At 57.7% G+C, this 16,046-nt stretch carries 17 protein-coding genes; 6 read left to right on the forward strand and 11 right to left on the reverse strand.

The features are described from left to right. Nucleotides 1-10: 10 nt before the first annotated feature. From PGR79_RS00645 to hpxU, 5 genes are all read right to left on the reverse strand, one after another. Nucleotides 11-748, reverse strand: a complete 738-nt coding sequence (locus tag PGR79_RS00645) for an amino acid ABC transporter ATP-binding protein (RefSeq protein WP_015705410.1) — start codon at nt 746-748, stop codon at nt 11-13. After that, on the reverse strand, nt 729-1,385 hold the full coding sequence (locus PGR79_RS00650) for an amino acid ABC transporter permease (RefSeq protein WP_162750154.1): 657 nt from the start codon (nt 1,383-1,385) through the stop codon (nt 729-731). Before PGR79_RS00650 ends, PGR79_RS00645 begins: the two co-directional genes overlap by 20 nt. Then, the gene (locus tag PGR79_RS00655) at nt 1,385-2,050 is read right to left on the reverse strand and encodes an amino acid ABC transporter permease (RefSeq protein ID WP_087860779.1); all 666 of its coding nucleotides are present in this window, start codon (nt 2,048-2,050) and stop codon (nt 1,385-1,387) included. The genes PGR79_RS00650 and PGR79_RS00655 overlap by 1 nt, the downstream gene beginning before the upstream one ends. A 9-nt stretch (nt 2,051-2,059) precedes the next feature. Further along, nucleotides 2,060-2,845 carry a transporter substrate-binding domain-containing protein gene (locus tag PGR79_RS00660; RefSeq protein WP_271032592.1) on the reverse strand — a complete coding sequence of 262 codons (786 nt, stop codon included), beginning with the start codon at nt 2,843-2,845 and terminating at the stop codon, nt 2,060-2,062. A 212-nt stretch (nt 2,846-3,057) separates the two neighbouring features. Next, nucleotides 3,058-3,897 (reverse strand): MurR/RpiR family transcriptional regulator HpxU, encoded by an 840-nt coding sequence (gene hpxU / locus PGR79_RS00665; RefSeq protein ID WP_271032515.1) that lies wholly within the window; start codon nt 3,895-3,897, stop codon nt 3,058-3,060. Nucleotides 3,898-4,074: 177 nt separating this feature from the next. Between hpxU and hpxW the strand changes: the two genes are divergently transcribed. From hpxW to hpxZ, 4 genes are read left to right on the forward strand one after another with little or no spacing between them, the layout of a single operon-like run. Further along, the gene (gene hpxW, locus PGR79_RS00670; protein ID WP_271032516.1) at nt 4,075-5,658 is read left to right on the forward strand and encodes an oxamate amidohydrolase; all 1,584 of its coding nucleotides are present in this window, start codon (nt 4,075-4,077) and stop codon (nt 5,656-5,658) included. Between the two features lie 10 nt (nt 5,659-5,668). Further along, entirely contained in the window at nt 5,669-5,857 is a 189-nt protein-coding gene (gene hpxX, locus PGR79_RS00675; RefSeq protein ID WP_032708053.1) for an oxalurate catabolism protein HpxX, read from the forward strand. After that, nucleotides 5,854-7,251, forward strand: a complete 1,398-nt coding sequence (locus PGR79_RS00680) for an AtzE family amidohydrolase (protein ID WP_271032517.1) — start codon at nt 5,854-5,856, stop codon at nt 7,249-7,251. The genes hpxX and PGR79_RS00680 overlap by 4 nt, the downstream gene beginning before the upstream one ends. After that, nucleotides 7,248-7,637 (forward strand): oxalurate catabolism protein HpxZ, encoded by a 390-nt coding sequence (gene hpxZ, locus PGR79_RS00685; RefSeq protein WP_271032518.1) that lies wholly within the window; start codon nt 7,248-7,250, stop codon nt 7,635-7,637. Before PGR79_RS00680 ends, hpxZ begins: the two co-directional genes overlap by 4 nt. 693 nt (nt 7,638-8,330) lie before the next feature. Here the strand turns inward: hpxZ and puuE are convergent. From puuE to PGR79_RS00700, 3 genes are read right to left on the reverse strand one after another with little or no spacing between them, the layout of a single operon-like run. Next, nucleotides 8,331-9,263, reverse strand: coding sequence for an allantoinase PuuE (gene puuE, locus PGR79_RS00690; protein WP_430920798.1), 933 nt, complete (start codon nt 9,261-9,263; stop codon nt 8,331-8,333). A 15-nt stretch (nt 9,264-9,278) separates the two neighbouring features. Beyond that, a complete protein-coding gene (gene hpxA / locus PGR79_RS00695; protein WP_416348343.1) occupies nt 9,279-10,019 on the reverse strand; it encodes an allantoin racemase in 741 nt (246 codons plus the stop codon). Further along, the gene (locus PGR79_RS00700; protein WP_271032519.1) at nt 10,019-10,735 is read right to left on the reverse strand and encodes a GntR family transcriptional regulator; all 717 of its coding nucleotides are present in this window, start codon (nt 10,733-10,735) and stop codon (nt 10,019-10,021) included. The genes hpxA and PGR79_RS00700 overlap by 1 nt, the downstream gene beginning before the upstream one ends. A 143-nt stretch (nt 10,736-10,878) precedes the next feature. Between PGR79_RS00700 and PGR79_RS00705 the strand changes: the two genes are divergently transcribed. Next, the gene (locus PGR79_RS00705) at nt 10,879-12,375 is read left to right on the forward strand and encodes an NCS1 family nucleobase:cation symporter-1 (protein WP_271032520.1); all 1,497 of its coding nucleotides are present in this window, start codon (nt 10,879-10,881) and stop codon (nt 12,373-12,375) included. 94 nt (nt 12,376-12,469) lie between these two features. Further along, the gene (gene guaD, locus PGR79_RS00710) at nt 12,470-13,783 is read left to right on the forward strand and encodes a guanine deaminase (RefSeq protein ID WP_430920801.1); all 1,314 of its coding nucleotides are present in this window, start codon (nt 12,470-12,472) and stop codon (nt 13,781-13,783) included. A 43-nt stretch (nt 13,784-13,826) separates the two neighbouring features. Here the strand turns inward: guaD and uraH are convergent, their stop codons facing one another. The 3 genes from uraH to PGR79_RS00725 are packed head-to-tail and all read right to left on the reverse strand — an operon-like array spanning nt 13,827 to nt 16,010. After that, nucleotides 13,827-14,153 (reverse strand): hydroxyisourate hydrolase, encoded by a 327-nt coding sequence (gene uraH, locus PGR79_RS00715; protein ID WP_087860786.1) that lies wholly within the window; start codon nt 14,151-14,153, stop codon nt 13,827-13,829. Next, nucleotides 14,150-14,650 (reverse strand): 2-oxo-4-hydroxy-4-carboxy-5-ureidoimidazoline decarboxylase, encoded by a 501-nt coding sequence (gene uraD / locus PGR79_RS00720; RefSeq protein ID WP_348854674.1) that lies wholly within the window; start codon nt 14,648-14,650, stop codon nt 14,150-14,152. The genes uraH and uraD overlap by 4 nt, the downstream gene beginning before the upstream one ends. Beyond that, nucleotides 14,628-16,010: a nucleobase:cation symporter-2 family protein gene (locus PGR79_RS00725; protein ID WP_395226238.1), complete on the reverse strand. Its 1,383-nt coding sequence runs from the start codon at nt 16,008-16,010 to the stop codon at nt 14,628-14,630. Before PGR79_RS00725 ends, uraD begins: the two co-directional genes overlap by 23 nt. Nucleotides 16,011-16,046 lie beyond the last annotated feature (36 nt).

A 16,046-nucleotide genomic window follows, 5' to 3' on the forward strand; every position in this document is an offset into this window, starting at 1 on the left:
GATTCCTTTATTAATTCAGTCCGCGCACGGAGGAGATAAATTGTTTGAGTTCATTGGTTTGCGGCTGGCTGAACAGCGTTTTGCTGTCGCCCTGCTCCCAGACTCGCCCCTGATGCATAAACACCACCCGGTCGCCGACTTCACGGGCAAAATTCATTTCATGGGTAACCAGAATCAGCGTCATTCCTTCCGCGGCCAGCTGTTCCAGCACTTTGAGCACCTCGCCCACCAGTTCCGGATCCAGCGCTGAGGTGATTTCGTCGCAGAGTAAAACTTTTGGCGACATCGCCAGCGCGCGGGCGATAGCTACCCGCTGCTGTTGCCCGCCGGAGAGGCTGGAGGGATAGAAATCCAGCCGATCGCCAAGCCCGACTTTAACCAGCATTTGCTGCGCCAGTTCGCGGCATTCGGCAGGTTTTTTTTTCAATACCCGCCGCGGCGCCAGCATCACGTTTTCCAGCGCCGTCATATGCGGAAATAAATTGAAGTTCTGGAATACCATGCCAACGGAGCGGCTAATCTCCCGCGCCTGCGAATCGCTGTCGGTAATGGTCATGCCGCCGAGCTTAATACTGCCTTCCTGGTACCCCTCCAGCCCGTTAATGCAGCGCAATAAAGTGCTTTTCCCCGAGCCGCTTCGGCCGATGATGGAGATCACCTCACCCATATTGATATCGAGATCAACTCCCTTCAGCACGTGATTATCGCCGTAGAATTTCTGCACCTGATTAATGGTGATGAGCGGCATTGAATTTATTCTCCAGATAGCGGCTGTAACGGGACAGCGGATAACACAAGATGAAGTAGCCCAGCGCGACCAGCGCGAAAACTTTAAACGGCTGATATGTCACGTTGGTGAGCATGGTGCCAGCCTTGGTGAGCTCGACGAAACCGATAATCGACGCCAGCGCGGTGCCCTTTATTACCTGTACGGCGAAACCCACGGTGGGGGCGATGGCAATACGCACCGCCTGCGGCGCCACCACGCGACACAACGTCTGGGTGAAATTTAACCCCAGACAACGCGATGCCTCCCACTGTCCTTTCGGCAAGGCCCGGATACTGCCGTACCAGATATCCAGCAAAAAGGCGCTGGTATAGAGGGTCAGCGCCAGGGCGGCGGCGGTCCACGGCGACACATCGATCCCGAATAACGCCACGCCGAAAAAGGCGAGAAACAGCTGCATCAGCAATGGCGTCCCCTGAAAAAGCTCGATATAGCCGCGAATGAGGCGCTGCAGCCACAATTTACCCCGCAGGCGCAGCAGCAACAGCGGTAATGTCACCAGCGCGCCGCCAATAAAGGCCGTCAGCGATAGCAGCACGGTCCAGCGTCCGGCCAGCAGCAGGTTGCGTACGATGTCCCAGTCGGTAAAGGTTGTCATCATGCCTGTACCCTCAGCCATCTACGTCCAGCCGCCATTAGCAGCTGGCGCATCGCTATCGATAACGCTAAATAGAGACCGGTCGTCACCAGATACACCTCGAAGCTCAAAAACGTTCGCGATTGAATTAAGTTGGCGGCAAAGGTCAGCTCTTCATAAGAGACCTGCGATACCACCGACGATCCGAGCATTACGATAATGCACTGGCTCACCAGCGCCGGGTAAATACGCTGCAACGCCGGCGGTAAAACCACCTGAATAAAGGTCTGACTCCGGCTTAGCCCCAGTACCCGGCCGGCCTCCCACTGCCCTTTTGGCGTCACCTGGATCCCGGCGCGGACGATCTCCGTACTGTAGGCGCCCAGGTTGACGATCATCGCCAGCAGCGCCGCTTCGCCCGCCGTCATCTTCAATCCCAGATTCGGCAGGCCGAAGACAATAAAGAACAGTTGAACCACGAACGGCGTATTACGGATAACCTCAACGTAAGCCCCCCATATCCGACTCAGCCAGCTTGTCCGTCCGCTACGCAGAGCCGCACCGATAATCCCGATGGCCAGGCCGCCGAGCGTGGCGAGTACAGTGAGTTGGATAGTAACCCAGAGTCCCGCAACGAGCTCCGGCCAATAAGGCCAAAGCGCGGAAAAATGTAATTGCTCCGTCATCGCCGTACCTTAAGCGGCAAAGTCGCTGGGCAACGGCGCTTTCAGCCACTGCTGCGATAACGTATTGAGGGTGCCGTCTTTAATGCCCTGCGCGATTAAGGCATTCACCTTTTCCTTCAGCGCCGGTTCATTTTTTTTCAGGCCAATCACGCACGGTGAATCCTTAAGCATAAAGTTGGCGACCGGGGCTTTCGCCGGGTTTTGCCGCGAGATAGCCGCCACCACCAGATTACCCGTCGCCACGTATTGCACCTGACCAGAAAGCCAGGCCGACAGCGTGGTGTTGTTATCTTCGTAACGCTTAATCTGCGCCGCTTTCGGCGCAATGCTGGTCAGGACCATATCTTCCACCGCGCCGCGGGTCACGCCGATGCTCTTACCGCTCAGTTCGGCTGCGTCTTTCAGGGCAGCTCCCTGCGGGCCGAAGACGCCAAGGAAAAACGGAGCGTAGGGTTGGCTGAAATCAATGACCTTTTCCCGCTCGGCGTTCTTACCCAGGCTTGAGATCACCAGATCCACTTTATCGGTCTGCAGATACGGTACCCGGTTGGCGCTGCTCACCGGAACCAGCTGCAGTTTTAGCTTCATCTGCTTTGCCAGATAGCGGGCCATATCAATGTCATACCCCTGTGGCTGGAGATCGGTGCCGACAGAACCAAACGGCGGGAAATCCTGGGGAACGGCGATGCGGATCACCCCGCGTTTTTCAATATCCTGGAGTTGGTCCGCGTGTGCGGCGGTGATTTGTGTCAACAGACAAGCGGCCCCGGTCAGCGCAATCAGCAGTTTTTTCATCATCATTACCCGTTACGTTAGTATGAAACAAAAGATTCTTTAAATAAACTTCTGCAACTAATGTGCCAGATACGGACAAAAGAAATTTGCGCTGCCTAATCGGCTTTTAGCGAGAAATGACGCGAATATTAACCATGGCGGTAAGAAGAGTCGCCCTTCTCCTTACCGCACTTTGGCACCAAAAAGGTGCAAAGCACCAGACTGGCTCCCCATTATCGTTGTTCAAGCTCATCCAACTGCTGGTATAACGTGGCGATGTCATGAATGCGCGGGCGACCGCTATCGAGAATTTCATGTAGCAAGGCGTTCGCCAGCAGGTTGATAAGACTATTGGCCGACGCGTAGCTGTCGAAAGCCGACACGCTATCCAGCGGGGCGCATAACCGCCAGCACGCCAGCGGAAACAGGCTATGCGCCTGCGGCTCGCAGATTAGCAGTTGCGGAACTCCCCGCTGTTGCAGTTGCTGCATCAGGGGACGAATAATCCGCGGCCGACGGCGAAACGCCATCACCACCACGATATCTTCCGCGCTTATATCGACCAGCTCTTCACTTAGGCTTTGCCCCGGTTGCGGCAGCACCACCACTTGCCCGCGCGCCTGAAGCAACTGCTGGCGCAAATGCAGCGCCACCGGCCAGGAATTTCGCATCCCAATAATGACGACGCGCCTGGCCTTGACCAGCGCGTTAATGGCTTCGGCAAACTGCCGGGCATCCAGCGCGTTTACCCACTGCGTCAGGTTTGCCATCTCCTGTTTATAATGCCGCGCCAGCAGCGTATTACCCTGCACCGCCTCGCGATGATCGGTCAACGGCATCCCGCTCTGGCGTAACGTGCGCAGCTCATCGCGCATATCGCGATACTTTTCATATCCCAGCCGTTTAAACAGACGGCTTACCGTCGCTTTTGATACCCCGCTCAGTTGGGCCAGCTCGGCGCTGTTGTAGCTAATCAGGTCATCAAAGTGGTCGACAATGAAATCCGCCACCCGTTGCTCCTGGGGTGACAACGACGCATATTGCGCCTTCAGCCGTTCATCGAGTTGTTCCATAGCGCCTCTGTAACTTTTGTTTCACTGAACTATACCGCTAACCCCCTTCACAATGCATGCCACAATGAGAAAAGACAACGGCAGCCGCAACATTGAAACTTTCTTTTCAAAGTGGAACAGCTTTTGCACGGACAGCATTCGCAGCAGTGGCTGCATGATTCGTTACGAGGATAAGTTATGCAGAGTCATTTCTCGACCCAGGGGATGGCGGTCGCCCCCCATCATCTGGCTAGCCAAAGCGCGCTGTCCGTGCTGCGCGAGGGCGGAAGCGCAATAGAAGCGATGGTCGCCGCCGCCGCGACCATCGCGGTGGTCTATCCGCATATGAATGGTTTAGGCGGCGATGGGTTCTGGCTGATCGTACCGCCACAGGGCGATCCGATCGCCATTGACGCCAGCGGCGCCGCGGGTTCACTGGCGACGCCGGAAGCCTATGCCGGACTAACGCACATCCCGCATCGCGGCCCGCAATCCGCCCTGACCGTCGCCGGCACCGTCAGCGGCTGGGATGAGGCGCTGAAAGTTTCACACTCGCTGACCGGTAAATCACTACCGCTTTCGCGCCTGTTACAGGACGCGATCGGCTATGCCGATAACGGTATTCCGGTGACCGCCTCGCAAGCCAGCGCCACCGCCGGAAAATTAGATGAACTTCAGCGCCAGCCGGGCTTCGCTGAGACCTTTCTGGTCAATGGCCGCCCTCCGCAAAGCGGCAGCCGCTTTTGTCAGCCTGCGCTGGCCTCCACGCTAAAACGGCTGGTTGCGGAAGGGCTTGATAGTTTCTATCGCGGCTCTCTGGCGGAACAACTGGCGGCCGGCATGGCCCGTTATGGCCTGCCTATTACGCTTGACGATCTGCGCCAGCATCGCGCGCGCCGCCCGCAACCACTGCGGTTACAGCATCAACATGGAGAGTTATGGAACCTGGCACCGCCGACGCAGGGGCTGGTATCGCTGGCCATCCTCGGCATCACTGACCGGCTGGAGATGGAACAGGCCGACGATGCGCAGACCATCCACCGTATCGTGGAAGCGACAAAACAGGCCTTTAGCCTGCGAGATAAACATATTACCGACCCGCAGCATCTGGACGTGGATATTCAAAGCCTGCTGTCCCCGCAGGCGTTACAACCGCTGGCGGAGAAGATCGACGACCAGCGCGCCGCGCCATGGGGCGCAGGCAAAGGCCCCGGCGATACCGTCTGGATGGGCGTGATGGATAGTAACGGGCTGGCGGTTTCCTTTATCCAGAGTCTCTATCATGAGTTTGGCAGCGGCGTGGTGCTGGCGGACAGCGGTATTGTCTGGCAAAACCGCGGTGCGTCGTTCAGCCTCGACCCGGCGCATTTGCTGGCCCTGGCGCCGGGCAAGCAACCCTTCCATACCCTTAATCCCGCCGCCGCGCGCCTGAACGATGGCCGGGTGATGGTTTATGGCTCAATGGGCGGCGACGGGCAGCCGCAGACGCAGGCGGCGCTTTTCACCCGCTATATCCTGCAGAATGTCCCGCTTCAGGAGAGTATTTCTCGTCCGCGCTGGCTGCTTGGACGCACCTGGGGACAGACCTCGGACTCACTAAAAGTAGAAGGCCGCTTTGCGCCGCAAACCCTCGCCCGGCTCAGGGAACTGGGGCATGAGGTTGAGGTACTGGCCGACTTCAGCGAGGCCATGGGACATGCCGGGGCCATTGTCCGCCATCCTGACGGCCTGTTTGAAGGCGCGTCTGACCCGCGCAGTAACGGCACCGCCGCTGGCTATTAGGGGGAGAAGCATGAAACAAACCGAAAAAGAGTGGCGCGACTGGCTTCGACAGATGGAGCAGATCCTCGCCCTTGAACTGGATGAATCGCGCCGCGCTGAGCTGCTGGCGCAATTTCGCCGCATTGCCGATATGGCTGAACCGCTGATGGCCTATCCGCTCGATCAGCGTCTGGAAATCGCCGGAGTGTATAAAGCATGAAGCTACATCAGATGACCATTGCCGACATTCAGCAGTCGCTGAGTCGCGGTGAATTTAGCGCCAGAGAGCTGGCTCGCCAGACGCTTGATGATATTGCGCAAAGTAACCCACTACTCAATGCCTGGACGACTGTCACCGGGAAACGGATGCTCGACGAAGCGGACGCCATTGATGCCCTACGGCGCACGAATCAGCCGCTGCCTGCGCTGGCAGGCATTCCCTACGCGGTCAAAAATCTGTTTGATGTCGCGGGGGAAACCACACTCGCCGGCGCGCAACTGTTCAGCGATAACCCGCCTGCCCGCGTCGATAGCTGGGCAGTAAGTCAAATCCATACCGCAGGCGGCCTGCTCAGCGGGATGCTGAATATGGACGCCTATGCTTACGGTTTTACTACGGAAAACAGCCACTATGGCGCGACGCGCAATCCGCACGATCTTAACCGCATTGCCGGCGGATCCTCCGGCGGCTCAGCGGCGGCGGTCGCCGCCGGGCTGATTAATTTCTCGCTCGGTAGCGACACCAATGGTTCAATCCGCGTTCCGGCATCCCTGAGCGGGATTTTTGGTCTCAAGCCAACCTTCGGGCGTCTGTCGCGTACCGGCAGCCACCCTTTTGTTCCCAGCCTCGATCATATTGGTCCGTTTGCCCGTACGGTAGAGGATTTAGCCACAGTCTACGATGTTCTTCAGGGGCGAGACGTTAATGACGGTTTTCAGGCCGAACGCGGCGTCACCCCTGCTACGCCGCATCTACGATATGGCCTCCAGGGGCTGCGTTGCGCGGTTTTAGGCGGCTATTTCAGCCGCTGGTGCGATGACGATGCCCGCGCGGCGGTGGCTCGCGTCGCCCGCTATCTCGAAGCCTCTGAAGAGTATCTCTTCCCCGAGGCGGAGCTGGCGCGCGCTTCTGCTTTTATCATTAGCGCTTCTGAAGGCGGAAACCAGTACCTGCCAGCCTTACGGCATGAGCCGGAGCGCTTTGAACCGCACTCGCGCGAACGTCTGCTGGCGGGCGCGATGATCCCTTCCGCCTGGTACCTGCAGGCGCAGCGCTTCCGTCGACACGCCCAGCAGCAAGTCGCGTCGCTATTCACCCATGCCGACGTGCTCATCGCCCCAGCAACACCATGCAGCGCCACGCTTATTGGCGAGCAGACGATGGAGATCAACGGCGAGTCTTTACCGATACGCGCCAGCATGGGCATGCTCACTCAACCAATCTCCTTTATCGGTCTGCCGGTGGTAACCGTCCCGCTACGTACCGCGACGGGGCTGCCTGTCGGCGTGCAGTTAATTGCCGCGCCGTTTAATGAACAGGCTTGTCTGCGCGCCGCCTATGCGCTGGAAGCGATGGGGATGACCGATTCCCGCCCGGTGGAGGTAGCCGCATGATCGCGTCGCAAGAAATCAATATTCCGCAGGTGGTCGCTGAAGTAACGGCGGCCTTTTATCGCTATGAACAGGCACTGGTGAGTAACGATATCGCGGTGCTGGATGCGTTGTTCTGGCACGATACGCGCACGGTTCGCCTCGGCGCCGGAGAGAATCTGTATGGTATTGATGAGATCCGCGGCTTCCGCGCCGCGCGCCCTGCCGCAGGGCTTGCGCGGGAGTTACGCCATACGGTGATCACCACCTATGGGGAGGATTATGCGGTATGCAGTACCGAGTTCAGCCGTGAAGGCAGCGATCGTATCGGCCGTCAGCAGCAAACCTGGGTTCGGTTTGCCTGCGGCTGGCGTATCGTTGCCGCACAGGTTAGTTTGATGGGACATTGATGCCGTTGTCGCCCCCTGCTTGCGCTGCGCTTAGCAGGGCTACAGATCACATGCCGGCGTAGATACTGTTATCGATTTGCAACGGTTTTGGTCTGGGAAAAACATGTGCTTTGTGTTAATTCTGAGCACATTGCGCTCCCGGTTAATTTTTCCGCAATATGTTTTCCGTGGCGCTGGGAGCGCACAGAGGGCGGCCAGTCGCCGCCGCCCTCTGTACTCCCGGGCTCTGGCCGCCAAAATCGCCACTTCGTGGTTCCTTCGACTTATCCCGGCAGGCTTCGGGTCGGGCCGAGGCAGCATCCCTGCAAATCACGGCCCTCAGCCCGCATCCATGCGGGCTGCCCCGGCCTTCCGGGAACGTCTCAGCGATTTTTAGGCCACCAACACCGCAGTTTCAGAAGCCATTTACAAGATAGAGATCTTAAGCTCACAATGGCACGGACCGTAGATACTGTTATCGATTTGCAACTTTTTTAAGAGGTTTTCCCGGACGCGGCGCGTTGCGCCTTCTCCGGGCTACCAAATCGCATTGTGCTGTAGCCCCGGTAAGCGGCAGCGCCACCGGGGATTTTGAGGCTACCAACACCGGCAGTTTCAGCCAGCGCGGTGAAGACATTAGGCAGGTCGCAATGACCGTAGGTCGGGTAAGGCGTTAGCCGCCACCCGACAAATAACGGCGCAATGGGTCTGCCGCTATGGCTGGTACGGATGCACCCGCCGCCAGTGGTCGGCAATCTGCTGGCGGGTACAAATCCACACGCGCTCATGCTGCTGCACGTAATCGAGAAAACGTTGCAGAGCGCGGAAGCGTCCGGGGCGGCCCAGCAACCGGCAGTGCATGCCGATAGACATCATTTTCGGCGACGTTTCACCTTCCGCGTACAGCACATCAAAGCTGTCTTTCAGATAGGTATAAAACTGTTCAGCGGTATTAAACCCCTGAGCGGTGGCAAAGCGCATATCGTTGGCATCGAGCGTGTAAGGCACGATGAGATGCGGTTTACGCCGCCCGTCGGCGCAAGGCACTTCCGTCCAGAACGGCAAATCATCGCCATAATAGTCGCTGTCGTAATCAAATCCGCCATGTTCGACCACCAGTTGCCGGGTGTTAGGGCTATCGCGCCCTGTGTACCAGCCGGTGGGCGGTTTGCCAAACAGGTCGGTCAGCACCTGCACCGCTTTATGCAGATGGTCGCGCTCCTGTTCAATCGCCATATGCTGATAGTGGATCCAACGCCACCCGTGGCTGACCACATCGTAGTTGGCCGCTTTGATCGCCGCGACGATATCCGGATGACGCGCCAGCGCCATTGCCACGCCAAACACCGTCAGCGGTAACCCCCGCTCCTGAAAGGCATGATGGATACGCCAGAAACCCGCGCGGCTGCCATATTCATACAATGAGTCCATCGACATATGGCGATCGGGATAGCTGGCAGCGCCGATGATATCGGAGAGAAACTGTTCAGAACCCGCATCGCCGTGCAGGACGTGATTCTCGGCGCCTTCTTCGTAATTAAGCACAAACTGCACCGCGATACGCGCCTGGTTTGGCCACTGCGCGTGCGGCGGCTTTCCCGCGTAGCCGCGCAAATCGCGCGGATATAATTCTGCTGCTGGTATCATCTCCCACCCCTTCATTTAATCATTAAACACGGCAAATTTACCGCTAAGCGTTTTACGTTCCGGATAAGCTAAATCGCCGTGCTTGCTGGTTGTCAGGCCTAGCGCTACCAGAGATTCCACCATCTTCACCGCCGCGCTGACGCCATCAATAACGGGTACCTGAAGTTCCCGGGTCAGTTGCTGCGCCAGGGTCGCCATGCCGCCGCAGCCCAGCACGATAGCGCCGCAGCCATCCTCCTGTAGGGCCTGAATACAGCGGGCGCGTACTTTTTCCTGCGCCACGCCGCTGCCATCTTCCAGCGCCAGCACCGGTAGATCGATCGCATGCAGACCGGCGCAATGCTCATGGAAACCATACTGATGTAGCAGATGACGAGCGATAATCAGCGTGCGCGGTAAGGTAGTGACCACCGAGAAGCGGGTAGCGACCAGCGTCGCCATATGCATCGCCGCCTCGGCAATACCAATAACCGGTCCCTGGGCCAGTTCACGGGCGGCCAGTAACCCCGGATCGCCAAAACAGGCGATAACATGCCCGGAAACGCCCTGCTGCTGCCCGGCTTTTATTTGCTCCAGCACGCCGACGGCGGCGATGGCTTCGTCAAAATGCCCTTCAATCGACGGCACGCCGTCTGGTGGACAGACCGCGACAATATCGGTTCCTGGCGACGCCGCGGCGCGGGCCGCCTCGGCGATGGTTTGCGTCATACCGGGATCGGTATTGGGATTGATAACTTGTATACAGATGGTGGACATTACCGCTCCTTATAGCCGGCGAACAGCCGGGCGAAATCGGGAACCGACTCCCCCGTGCGGGAAAAACATAAACTGGCAACGATGTGTTCAAAGTGATGGTTGAGCGCCTCGGTCAGCGCGGTTAGCGCTTTTTCGCGGAGCAGGCCGACAAGGCGCTCGTGGTCATCGCAGCGGCACCCCTGCCGCCACGGCGCGCCCCAGGCGGCAATCACCAGCGATGAGCGTTGACTGAGTCGGGTGACCATCTCCGTTAGTACCTGGTTGCCGGAAATGGCCTGTAACTGAATATGAAAATTAGCGGAATGGCGGATAGCGGACGGGCCATCATAGGCCTCATGCGCCAGTTGCTCCTGCTGAATAATGGCTTCCAGCGCCGCCAGATGTGGAGGCTGGCAGCGTTGCAGTACATCCGGCAGATTCGCCACTTCCAGTAGCGCGCGGGTGCGGAATATATCCCGTGCCTCGTCAACCGTCGGACTGGCGACCTGTGCACCACGTTTGGGCGTTAATGTCACCATTTGCACAGCGGCGAGTCGTTGCAGCGCTTTGCGTACCCCCGTTCGGCTGACGCCAAACACCTCCGCCAGCGCCTCTTCCGGCAATTTGCTGCCCGGCAGCAGTTGTTGCTCGACAATCGCGGTCAGCAAGGCTTCGTAGATAGACTCATCCTTGTCATGCAGTCCGGCTGCGGCCTGCAGCGGATTTTCATTGCCCATTGGTCCACTCCACTTTCCATTTCGATATCAAATCGTATACATAAAATAAATATTTTGTATACAAGATTAACTATTCTGGCCTGGATCCTGCAACGCCTTCCGCTATCAACGGCAAAACGTTTGTCTTCAGAGGAGCAGGATCCATGCCAAATACACAAAACACGCATCAGCTCAACGCCGGAGACCCGGCATCAGGCTACAGCCCGCGTCTTTGCAACGAGGATCTGGCGCCGACGCGCGAGCAAAACTGGAACTGGTACAACATTTTTTCTTTCTGGATGTCGGACGTGCATAGCATGGGTGGCTATGTGGTGGCGGCGAGTTTCTTTACGCTGGGGCTGGCGAGCTGGCAGGTACTTATCTGCCTGTTGGCCGGAATTGTTATCGTCCAGCTTTGCGCCAATCTGGTGGCCAAACCCAGCCAGATTGCCGGCGTGCCCTATGCGGTCATCTGCCGTCAGGCGTTCGGCGTATTCGGCGCCAATATTCCGGCGGTGATACGCGGGCTGATTGCTTTCGCCTGGTACGGGATCCAAACCTATCTTGCTGCGAACGCCTTGATGCTGGTGCTGCTGAAGTTCTGGCCCTCGCTGGCGGCAATGACGCAAACGTCATTGCTGGGTCTTTCATCGCTTGGCTGGATCTGTTTCGCCACCATGTGGCTGTTGCAGGCGATGGTGTTCTGGCACGGCATGAACGCGATTAAGCGCTTTATTGATATCGCCGGCCCGGCGGTATATGTGGTGATGCTGGCGCTGGCGGGCTGGATTGTATACAAGACAGGCCTCGATGGTATCTCCTTTACCCTCGCCAGTAAGACGCTGACCGCCGGTGAGCAAAGCTGGCAGATGATCACCGCCACCGCGCTGGTGGTCTCCTACTTCTCCGGTCCGCTGCTTAATTTTGGCGATTTCTCCCGTTACGCCAGAAGCATGGGCGAAATTCGCCGCGGCAACCGCTGGGGGCTGCCGTTTAACTTCCTGCTGTTCTCGGTGGTGACCGTAGTAATCGTCTCCGGGACGCAATCTTTATTTGGCCGGATGATCACCGACCCGATTGAAACGGTGAGCCATGTGGGTAACGATCTGGCGGTGGCCATCGGCCTGCTGACCATGATCACCGCCACTATCGGCATCAATATTGTCGCCAACTTCGTCTCGCCGGCATTTGATTTTTCCAACTGCGCGCCGCAAAAAATCAGCTTCCGCACCGGCGGGATGATTGCCGCCGTCGGCTCGATACTGCTCACCCCGTGGAATCTGTTTAACTCCCCAGAACTTATCCACTACACCCTGGATGTATTGGGAGCGTTTATCGGGCCGTTGTTTGGCATTCTGCTGGTTGATTTCTATTTGATTAAACGCGGACAGGTATCGATCGACGATCTTTTCGATGATACCCCGAAAGGCAAATACTGGTACCGCAACGGCTTTAACCCGAAGGCCATCGCCGCGCTGCTGCCCTCGGTGGCGGTCGGCCTGATTATCAGCTTTATTCCCGCTCTGCATGAGGTGGCCAATTTTAGCTGGTTCATCGGCGTACTGCTAAGCAGCAGCCTGTATCGCTGGATTGCCCGCGACGAGCGGCAGGCTGCTTCCTCCGCCCGCTTCACCCCCGGCGCGTTGGCGCAGAAAGAATAATCCCGCCCGGCCGCGGTGCTTTCCGCGGCCTCCTGGCATTAAATTTGCAAATATTTGCGCAATAGTTATCACCCTACTTATATAAGGCGGCAACATGCTGGAATACCACACCGCGCTACGCGGTGCGTTTTTTGATATTAGCCAACCCGCCGCCAGCGCTGACGATATCGCACGCTACGCGCGATATATTGATGATGGCGTGCTGTTTATTTACGCCGGGAAGATTCAGGCGCTACTGCCATGGCAGGAAGGCGAAGCATTACTCGATCCACATAAAGGGTATCGCGATCTGCGCGGTAAACTGCTGCTGCCGGGGTTTGTCGACGCCCATATTCATTATCCTCAAACCGAAATGATCGGCGCCTTTGGCGAACAGCTGCTGGAATGGCTGACCACTTATACCTTTCCGGTGGAAAGCCAGTTTGCCGATGAACGGTACGCGGCAGATATCGCCCGTTTTTTTGTCAACCAGTTGCTCAGCCATGGCACCACCACCGCGCTGGTGTTTTGTACGCTTCATCCGGCGTCCGTGGAGGCTCTGTTTACCGAGGCATTACGTCTGAACATGCGCCTGCTGGCCGGTAAGGTGATGATGGATCGCCATACGCCGGAGTATTTAACCGAAACCGCCGAACAAAGCTATTGCCAGACCCGCGAACTGATCCAGCGCTGGCACCGGCGCGGCCGTCTGGGCTACGCTATTACGCCGCGTTTCGCTCCCACTTCCACACCGGAGCTGCTACAAGCAGTTCAGCGGCTGCGGGAGGAGTTTCCTGATACCTGGTTGCATACCCATCTGAGTGAAAACCTTAATGAAATCGCGTGGGTAAAGCAGTTATGGCCGGAGCATGAGCACTATCTTGATGTTTATCATCACTATCAATTGACCGGTGCGCGCAGCGTCTTCGCCCACGGGATCCATCTGGCGGAGAAAGAGTGGCGGTGTTTGCATGAGACCGGTTCGGCAATCGCCTTTTGCCCGACGTCAAACCTGTTTCTAGGTAGCGGGCTATTTCGCCTGCCCGCCAGCTGGCAACATCAAGTCCGGATTGGCATCGGCAGCGATGTTGGCGCCGGAACCACCTTCAGCCTACTGCGCACCCTCGGCGAGGCCTATAAAGTGGCGCAGCTACAGAGCTATCGCCTGCGCGCTAGCGAAGCGTTTTATCATGCGACGTTGGGCGGCGCGCATGCGTTACGCCTGGATGACAAAATTGGTAATTTCCAGTCGGGAAAAGAGGCCGATTTGGTGGTTATCGACCCGGCGGTAACGCCGCTACAAAAGCTGCGCGGCGCACGCTGTCATGATGTCTATGAGCAGCTGTTCGTATTGATGACCTTAGGCGATGAACGGAACATTAGTGAAACCTGGGTCAATGGCCAACAGGTATGGTGTAACGAAGGCTGAACCGCTGCCCGGCGCTTCATTCTGGCCGGGCGGCGGACTCAACTTAACTTCCGCGATAGGTCGACCAGCCGCCGGGGGCAATTAAAAATGGCAGATGAAAATGGTCTTTGTCATCAATGGTAATCATAAAATCGATCTGCGCCTGCCGGTACAGGGTCTGGCGGCCATCGCGCGCAAACCACGATTGCAGTTCGGCCACCAGCTGATAGTTGCCGGGACGCAGTTGTCCCGTCGCCAGCTCGCCCAGGCGGCCATGGCTGTCTGTCACGCCTGATGCCAGGCTGCGCCCTTCGCAGAACAGGGTGACCGCCACGCCTTGTGCAGGCTTGCCGGTAGAAATATCAAGAATATGGGTGCTCAGGGTGATCATTCGCTAATAACTCCCGCCAGTCTGAGTAAGGTGATTTCACGTAATTGTTCCAGCGCCGCTTCAATTTCCTGCGCGTCATTATGGGTCAGCCGTTGGGTCAGCGCCTGCAGGATTTCGGCGGCGCTGCGCCCTTTGGCGCGGATTAGAAACACGCGGTCAAAGCGGGCTTCGTAACGGGCGTTCCCTTCTTTCAGCGCCCGGGCGATAGCGGCATCGTCGGCATTAACCTCCGCCTGCTCCTGGCGAGACAGCGCGGCATGCGCTTCCCCGCCCGTCGGCTTTTCCCCGATCCGCGGGTGGGCGCAGAGCGCCCGCGCCAGTTCTGCCTCTCCCCAGTGCTGCATCAGTTGTTGTGCGCGATCCGTTAAGGCCGTCAGTGTGGCATAGGGTCGCTCCAGCGCCAGCGCTTCGCGCCAGGCGGGGAGCGCCACGCAGGGTTCAAGCTGGCGAATGGCTTCCGCCTGCGGCAGCTGATTAAAGTGGTTGAGTGTTATCATCATTGCTCCTTGCCGCAGCCGTCATGGCGGCTTTCTCTTGCGGAATAATCAGATTCAGTACAATCGCCACCAGCCCACCGCTGGTGGCCGCAGATCCAAACAGGTTGCCGATGATAGGCGGGAAATGGGCAAGGAAAGCGGGAACCGCCTCAATGCCGAGGCCAAAACCAAATGCCAGGCCAACAATCAGCATATCGCGGCGGGTTAGCGGGTTCTGGGTGATAATGCGGATCCCGGCCGCCACGACACAGCCAAACATGACCATCGTCGCGCCGCCTAACACCGGCGTGGGGATCTGGCGCAGGATCTCGCCAAAGGGAGGAAACAGCCCAAGCAGAATCAGCAATACGCCAATATAACGCCCGACATAGCGGCTGGCGACTCCGGTCATCTGGATGACGCCGTTATTCTGCGCGAAGGTGGTATTGGGAAACGCGCAGATCGCCGCGGCGATCAGGCAGCTAATGCCATCCGCGAGGATCCCGCCTTTCAGGCGTGAGCGAAACGCGCCGTCATCAATGGACTGTTTTGAGATCAGGCAGTTGGCGGTTAAATCGCCGACGGCTTCAAGAATGCAAACCAGCGATACCAGCGCGACCGGTAAAAATATGGCGCTATTAAACTGAAAGCCAAAAGGAAATATCGCCGGCAGACGAAACCAGCTATCGCCGATCGGCGCCAGATGAAATTTTCCGCTTAGCGCGGCGGCGATACAGCCCACCGCCATGCCGATGACCACCGACGATAAACGCAGCCAGCGGTTTTTCGCGCAGCTAAGCACCACGATAATCCCTAACGTTATGCCGCCCAATGCGATATTGCCCGGGCTGGCGAAATCCATCGCATGCTCGCCGCCGCTCCAGTTAATAATACTGACCTTTATCAGGCTAATGCCGATCAGCGCAATGACGCTGCCGGTAATAATCGGGGTAAAAAGTTTTTTCAGCGGTTCGATAAAGCGGCTGACGACGACCGGTACCAGCGCGGCAACAACGTTAACACCGAACAGCATGGCCATAATGTCCTGCGGGCCGCCACCCTGTGCTTTTACCCACATGCCGCCGGCAATCGCTACGCCGAGAAAAGCGAAGCTGGTGCCCTGCATACAGATCATGCCCGCACCGATCCCCCAGACGCGGTTAGCCTGAAGAAAGGTGCCAATCCCGGAAGCCATTAGCGACATACTAATTAAATATGGCAGCCATTCGCCAAGTCCCAGCGCGGCGCCAATAATCAGCGGCGGCGTAATAATGCCGACCAGCCCTGCCAGCACGTGCTGTAAGGCGCTAAAAAAAGCCGGTAGCGGCGGGATGCGCTGCTCCAGGCCATAAAGCAGGTTGCTGTTCTTTTCATCAGACATGGGGTCACCGTCTCGTCGTGGATAAGCGTTGACGAT

It is taken from the genome of Klebsiella sp. 141161, assembly GCF_050600815.1.
GTDB lineage: Bacteria > Pseudomonadota > Gammaproteobacteria > Enterobacterales > Enterobacteriaceae > Klebsiella > Klebsiella aerogenes.

Coding starts and splice junctions, on each gene's coding strand:
- hpxZ (WP_271032518.1), top strand. CDS start 7,248: ATGATCGCGTCGCAAGAAATCAATATTCCGCAGGTGGTCGCTGAAGTA.
- PGR79_RS00680 (WP_271032517.1), top strand. CDS start 5,854: ATGAAGCTACATCAGATGACCATTGCCGACATTCAGCAGTCGCTGAGT.
- puuE (WP_430920798.1), bottom strand. CDS start 9,263: ATGATACCAGCAGCAGAATTATATCCGCGCGATTTGCGCGGCTACGCG.
- guaD (WP_430920801.1), top strand. CDS start 12,470: ATGCTGGAATACCACACCGCGCTACGCGGTGCGTTTTTTGATATTAGC.
- PGR79_RS00705 (WP_271032520.1), top strand. CDS start 10,879: ATGCCAAATACACAAAACACGCATCAGCTCAACGCCGGAGACCCGGCA.
- PGR79_RS00650 (WP_162750154.1), bottom strand. CDS start 1,385: ATGACAACCTTTACCGACTGGGACATCGTACGCAACCTGCTGCTGGCC.
- PGR79_RS00660 (WP_271032592.1), bottom strand. CDS start 2,845: ATGAAAAAACTGCTGATTGCGCTGACCGGGGCCGCTTGTCTGTTGACA.
- hpxU (WP_271032515.1), bottom strand. CDS start 3,897: ATGGAACAACTCGATGAACGGCTGAAGGCGCAATATGCGTCGTTGTCA.
- PGR79_RS00725 (WP_395226238.1), bottom strand. CDS start 16,010: ATGTCTGATGAAAAGAACAGCAACCTGCTTTATGGCCTGGAGCAGCGC.
- PGR79_RS00655 (WP_087860779.1), bottom strand. CDS start 2,050: ATGACGGAGCAATTACATTTTTCCGCGCTTTGGCCTTATTGGCCGGAG.
- uraD (WP_348854674.1), bottom strand. CDS start 14,650: ATGATAACACTCAACCACTTTAATCAGCTGCCGCAGGCGGAAGCCATT.
- hpxW (WP_271032516.1), top strand. CDS start 4,075: ATGCAGAGTCATTTCTCGACCCAGGGGATGGCGGTCGCCCCCCATCAT.
- uraH (WP_087860786.1), bottom strand. CDS start 14,153: ATGATCACCCTGAGCACCCATATTCTTGATATTTCTACCGGCAAGCCT.
- PGR79_RS00700 (WP_271032519.1), bottom strand. CDS start 10,735: ATGGGCAATGAAAATCCGCTGCAGGCCGCAGCCGGACTGCATGACAAG.
- hpxA (WP_416348343.1), bottom strand. CDS start 10,019: ATGTCCACCATCTGTATACAAGTTATCAATCCCAATACCGATCCCGGT.
- hpxX (WP_032708053.1), top strand. CDS start 5,669: ATGAAACAAACCGAAAAAGAGTGGCGCGACTGGCTTCGACAGATGGAG.
- PGR79_RS00645 (WP_015705410.1), bottom strand. CDS start 748: ATGCCGCTCATCACCATTAATCAGGTGCAGAAATTCTACGGCGATAAT.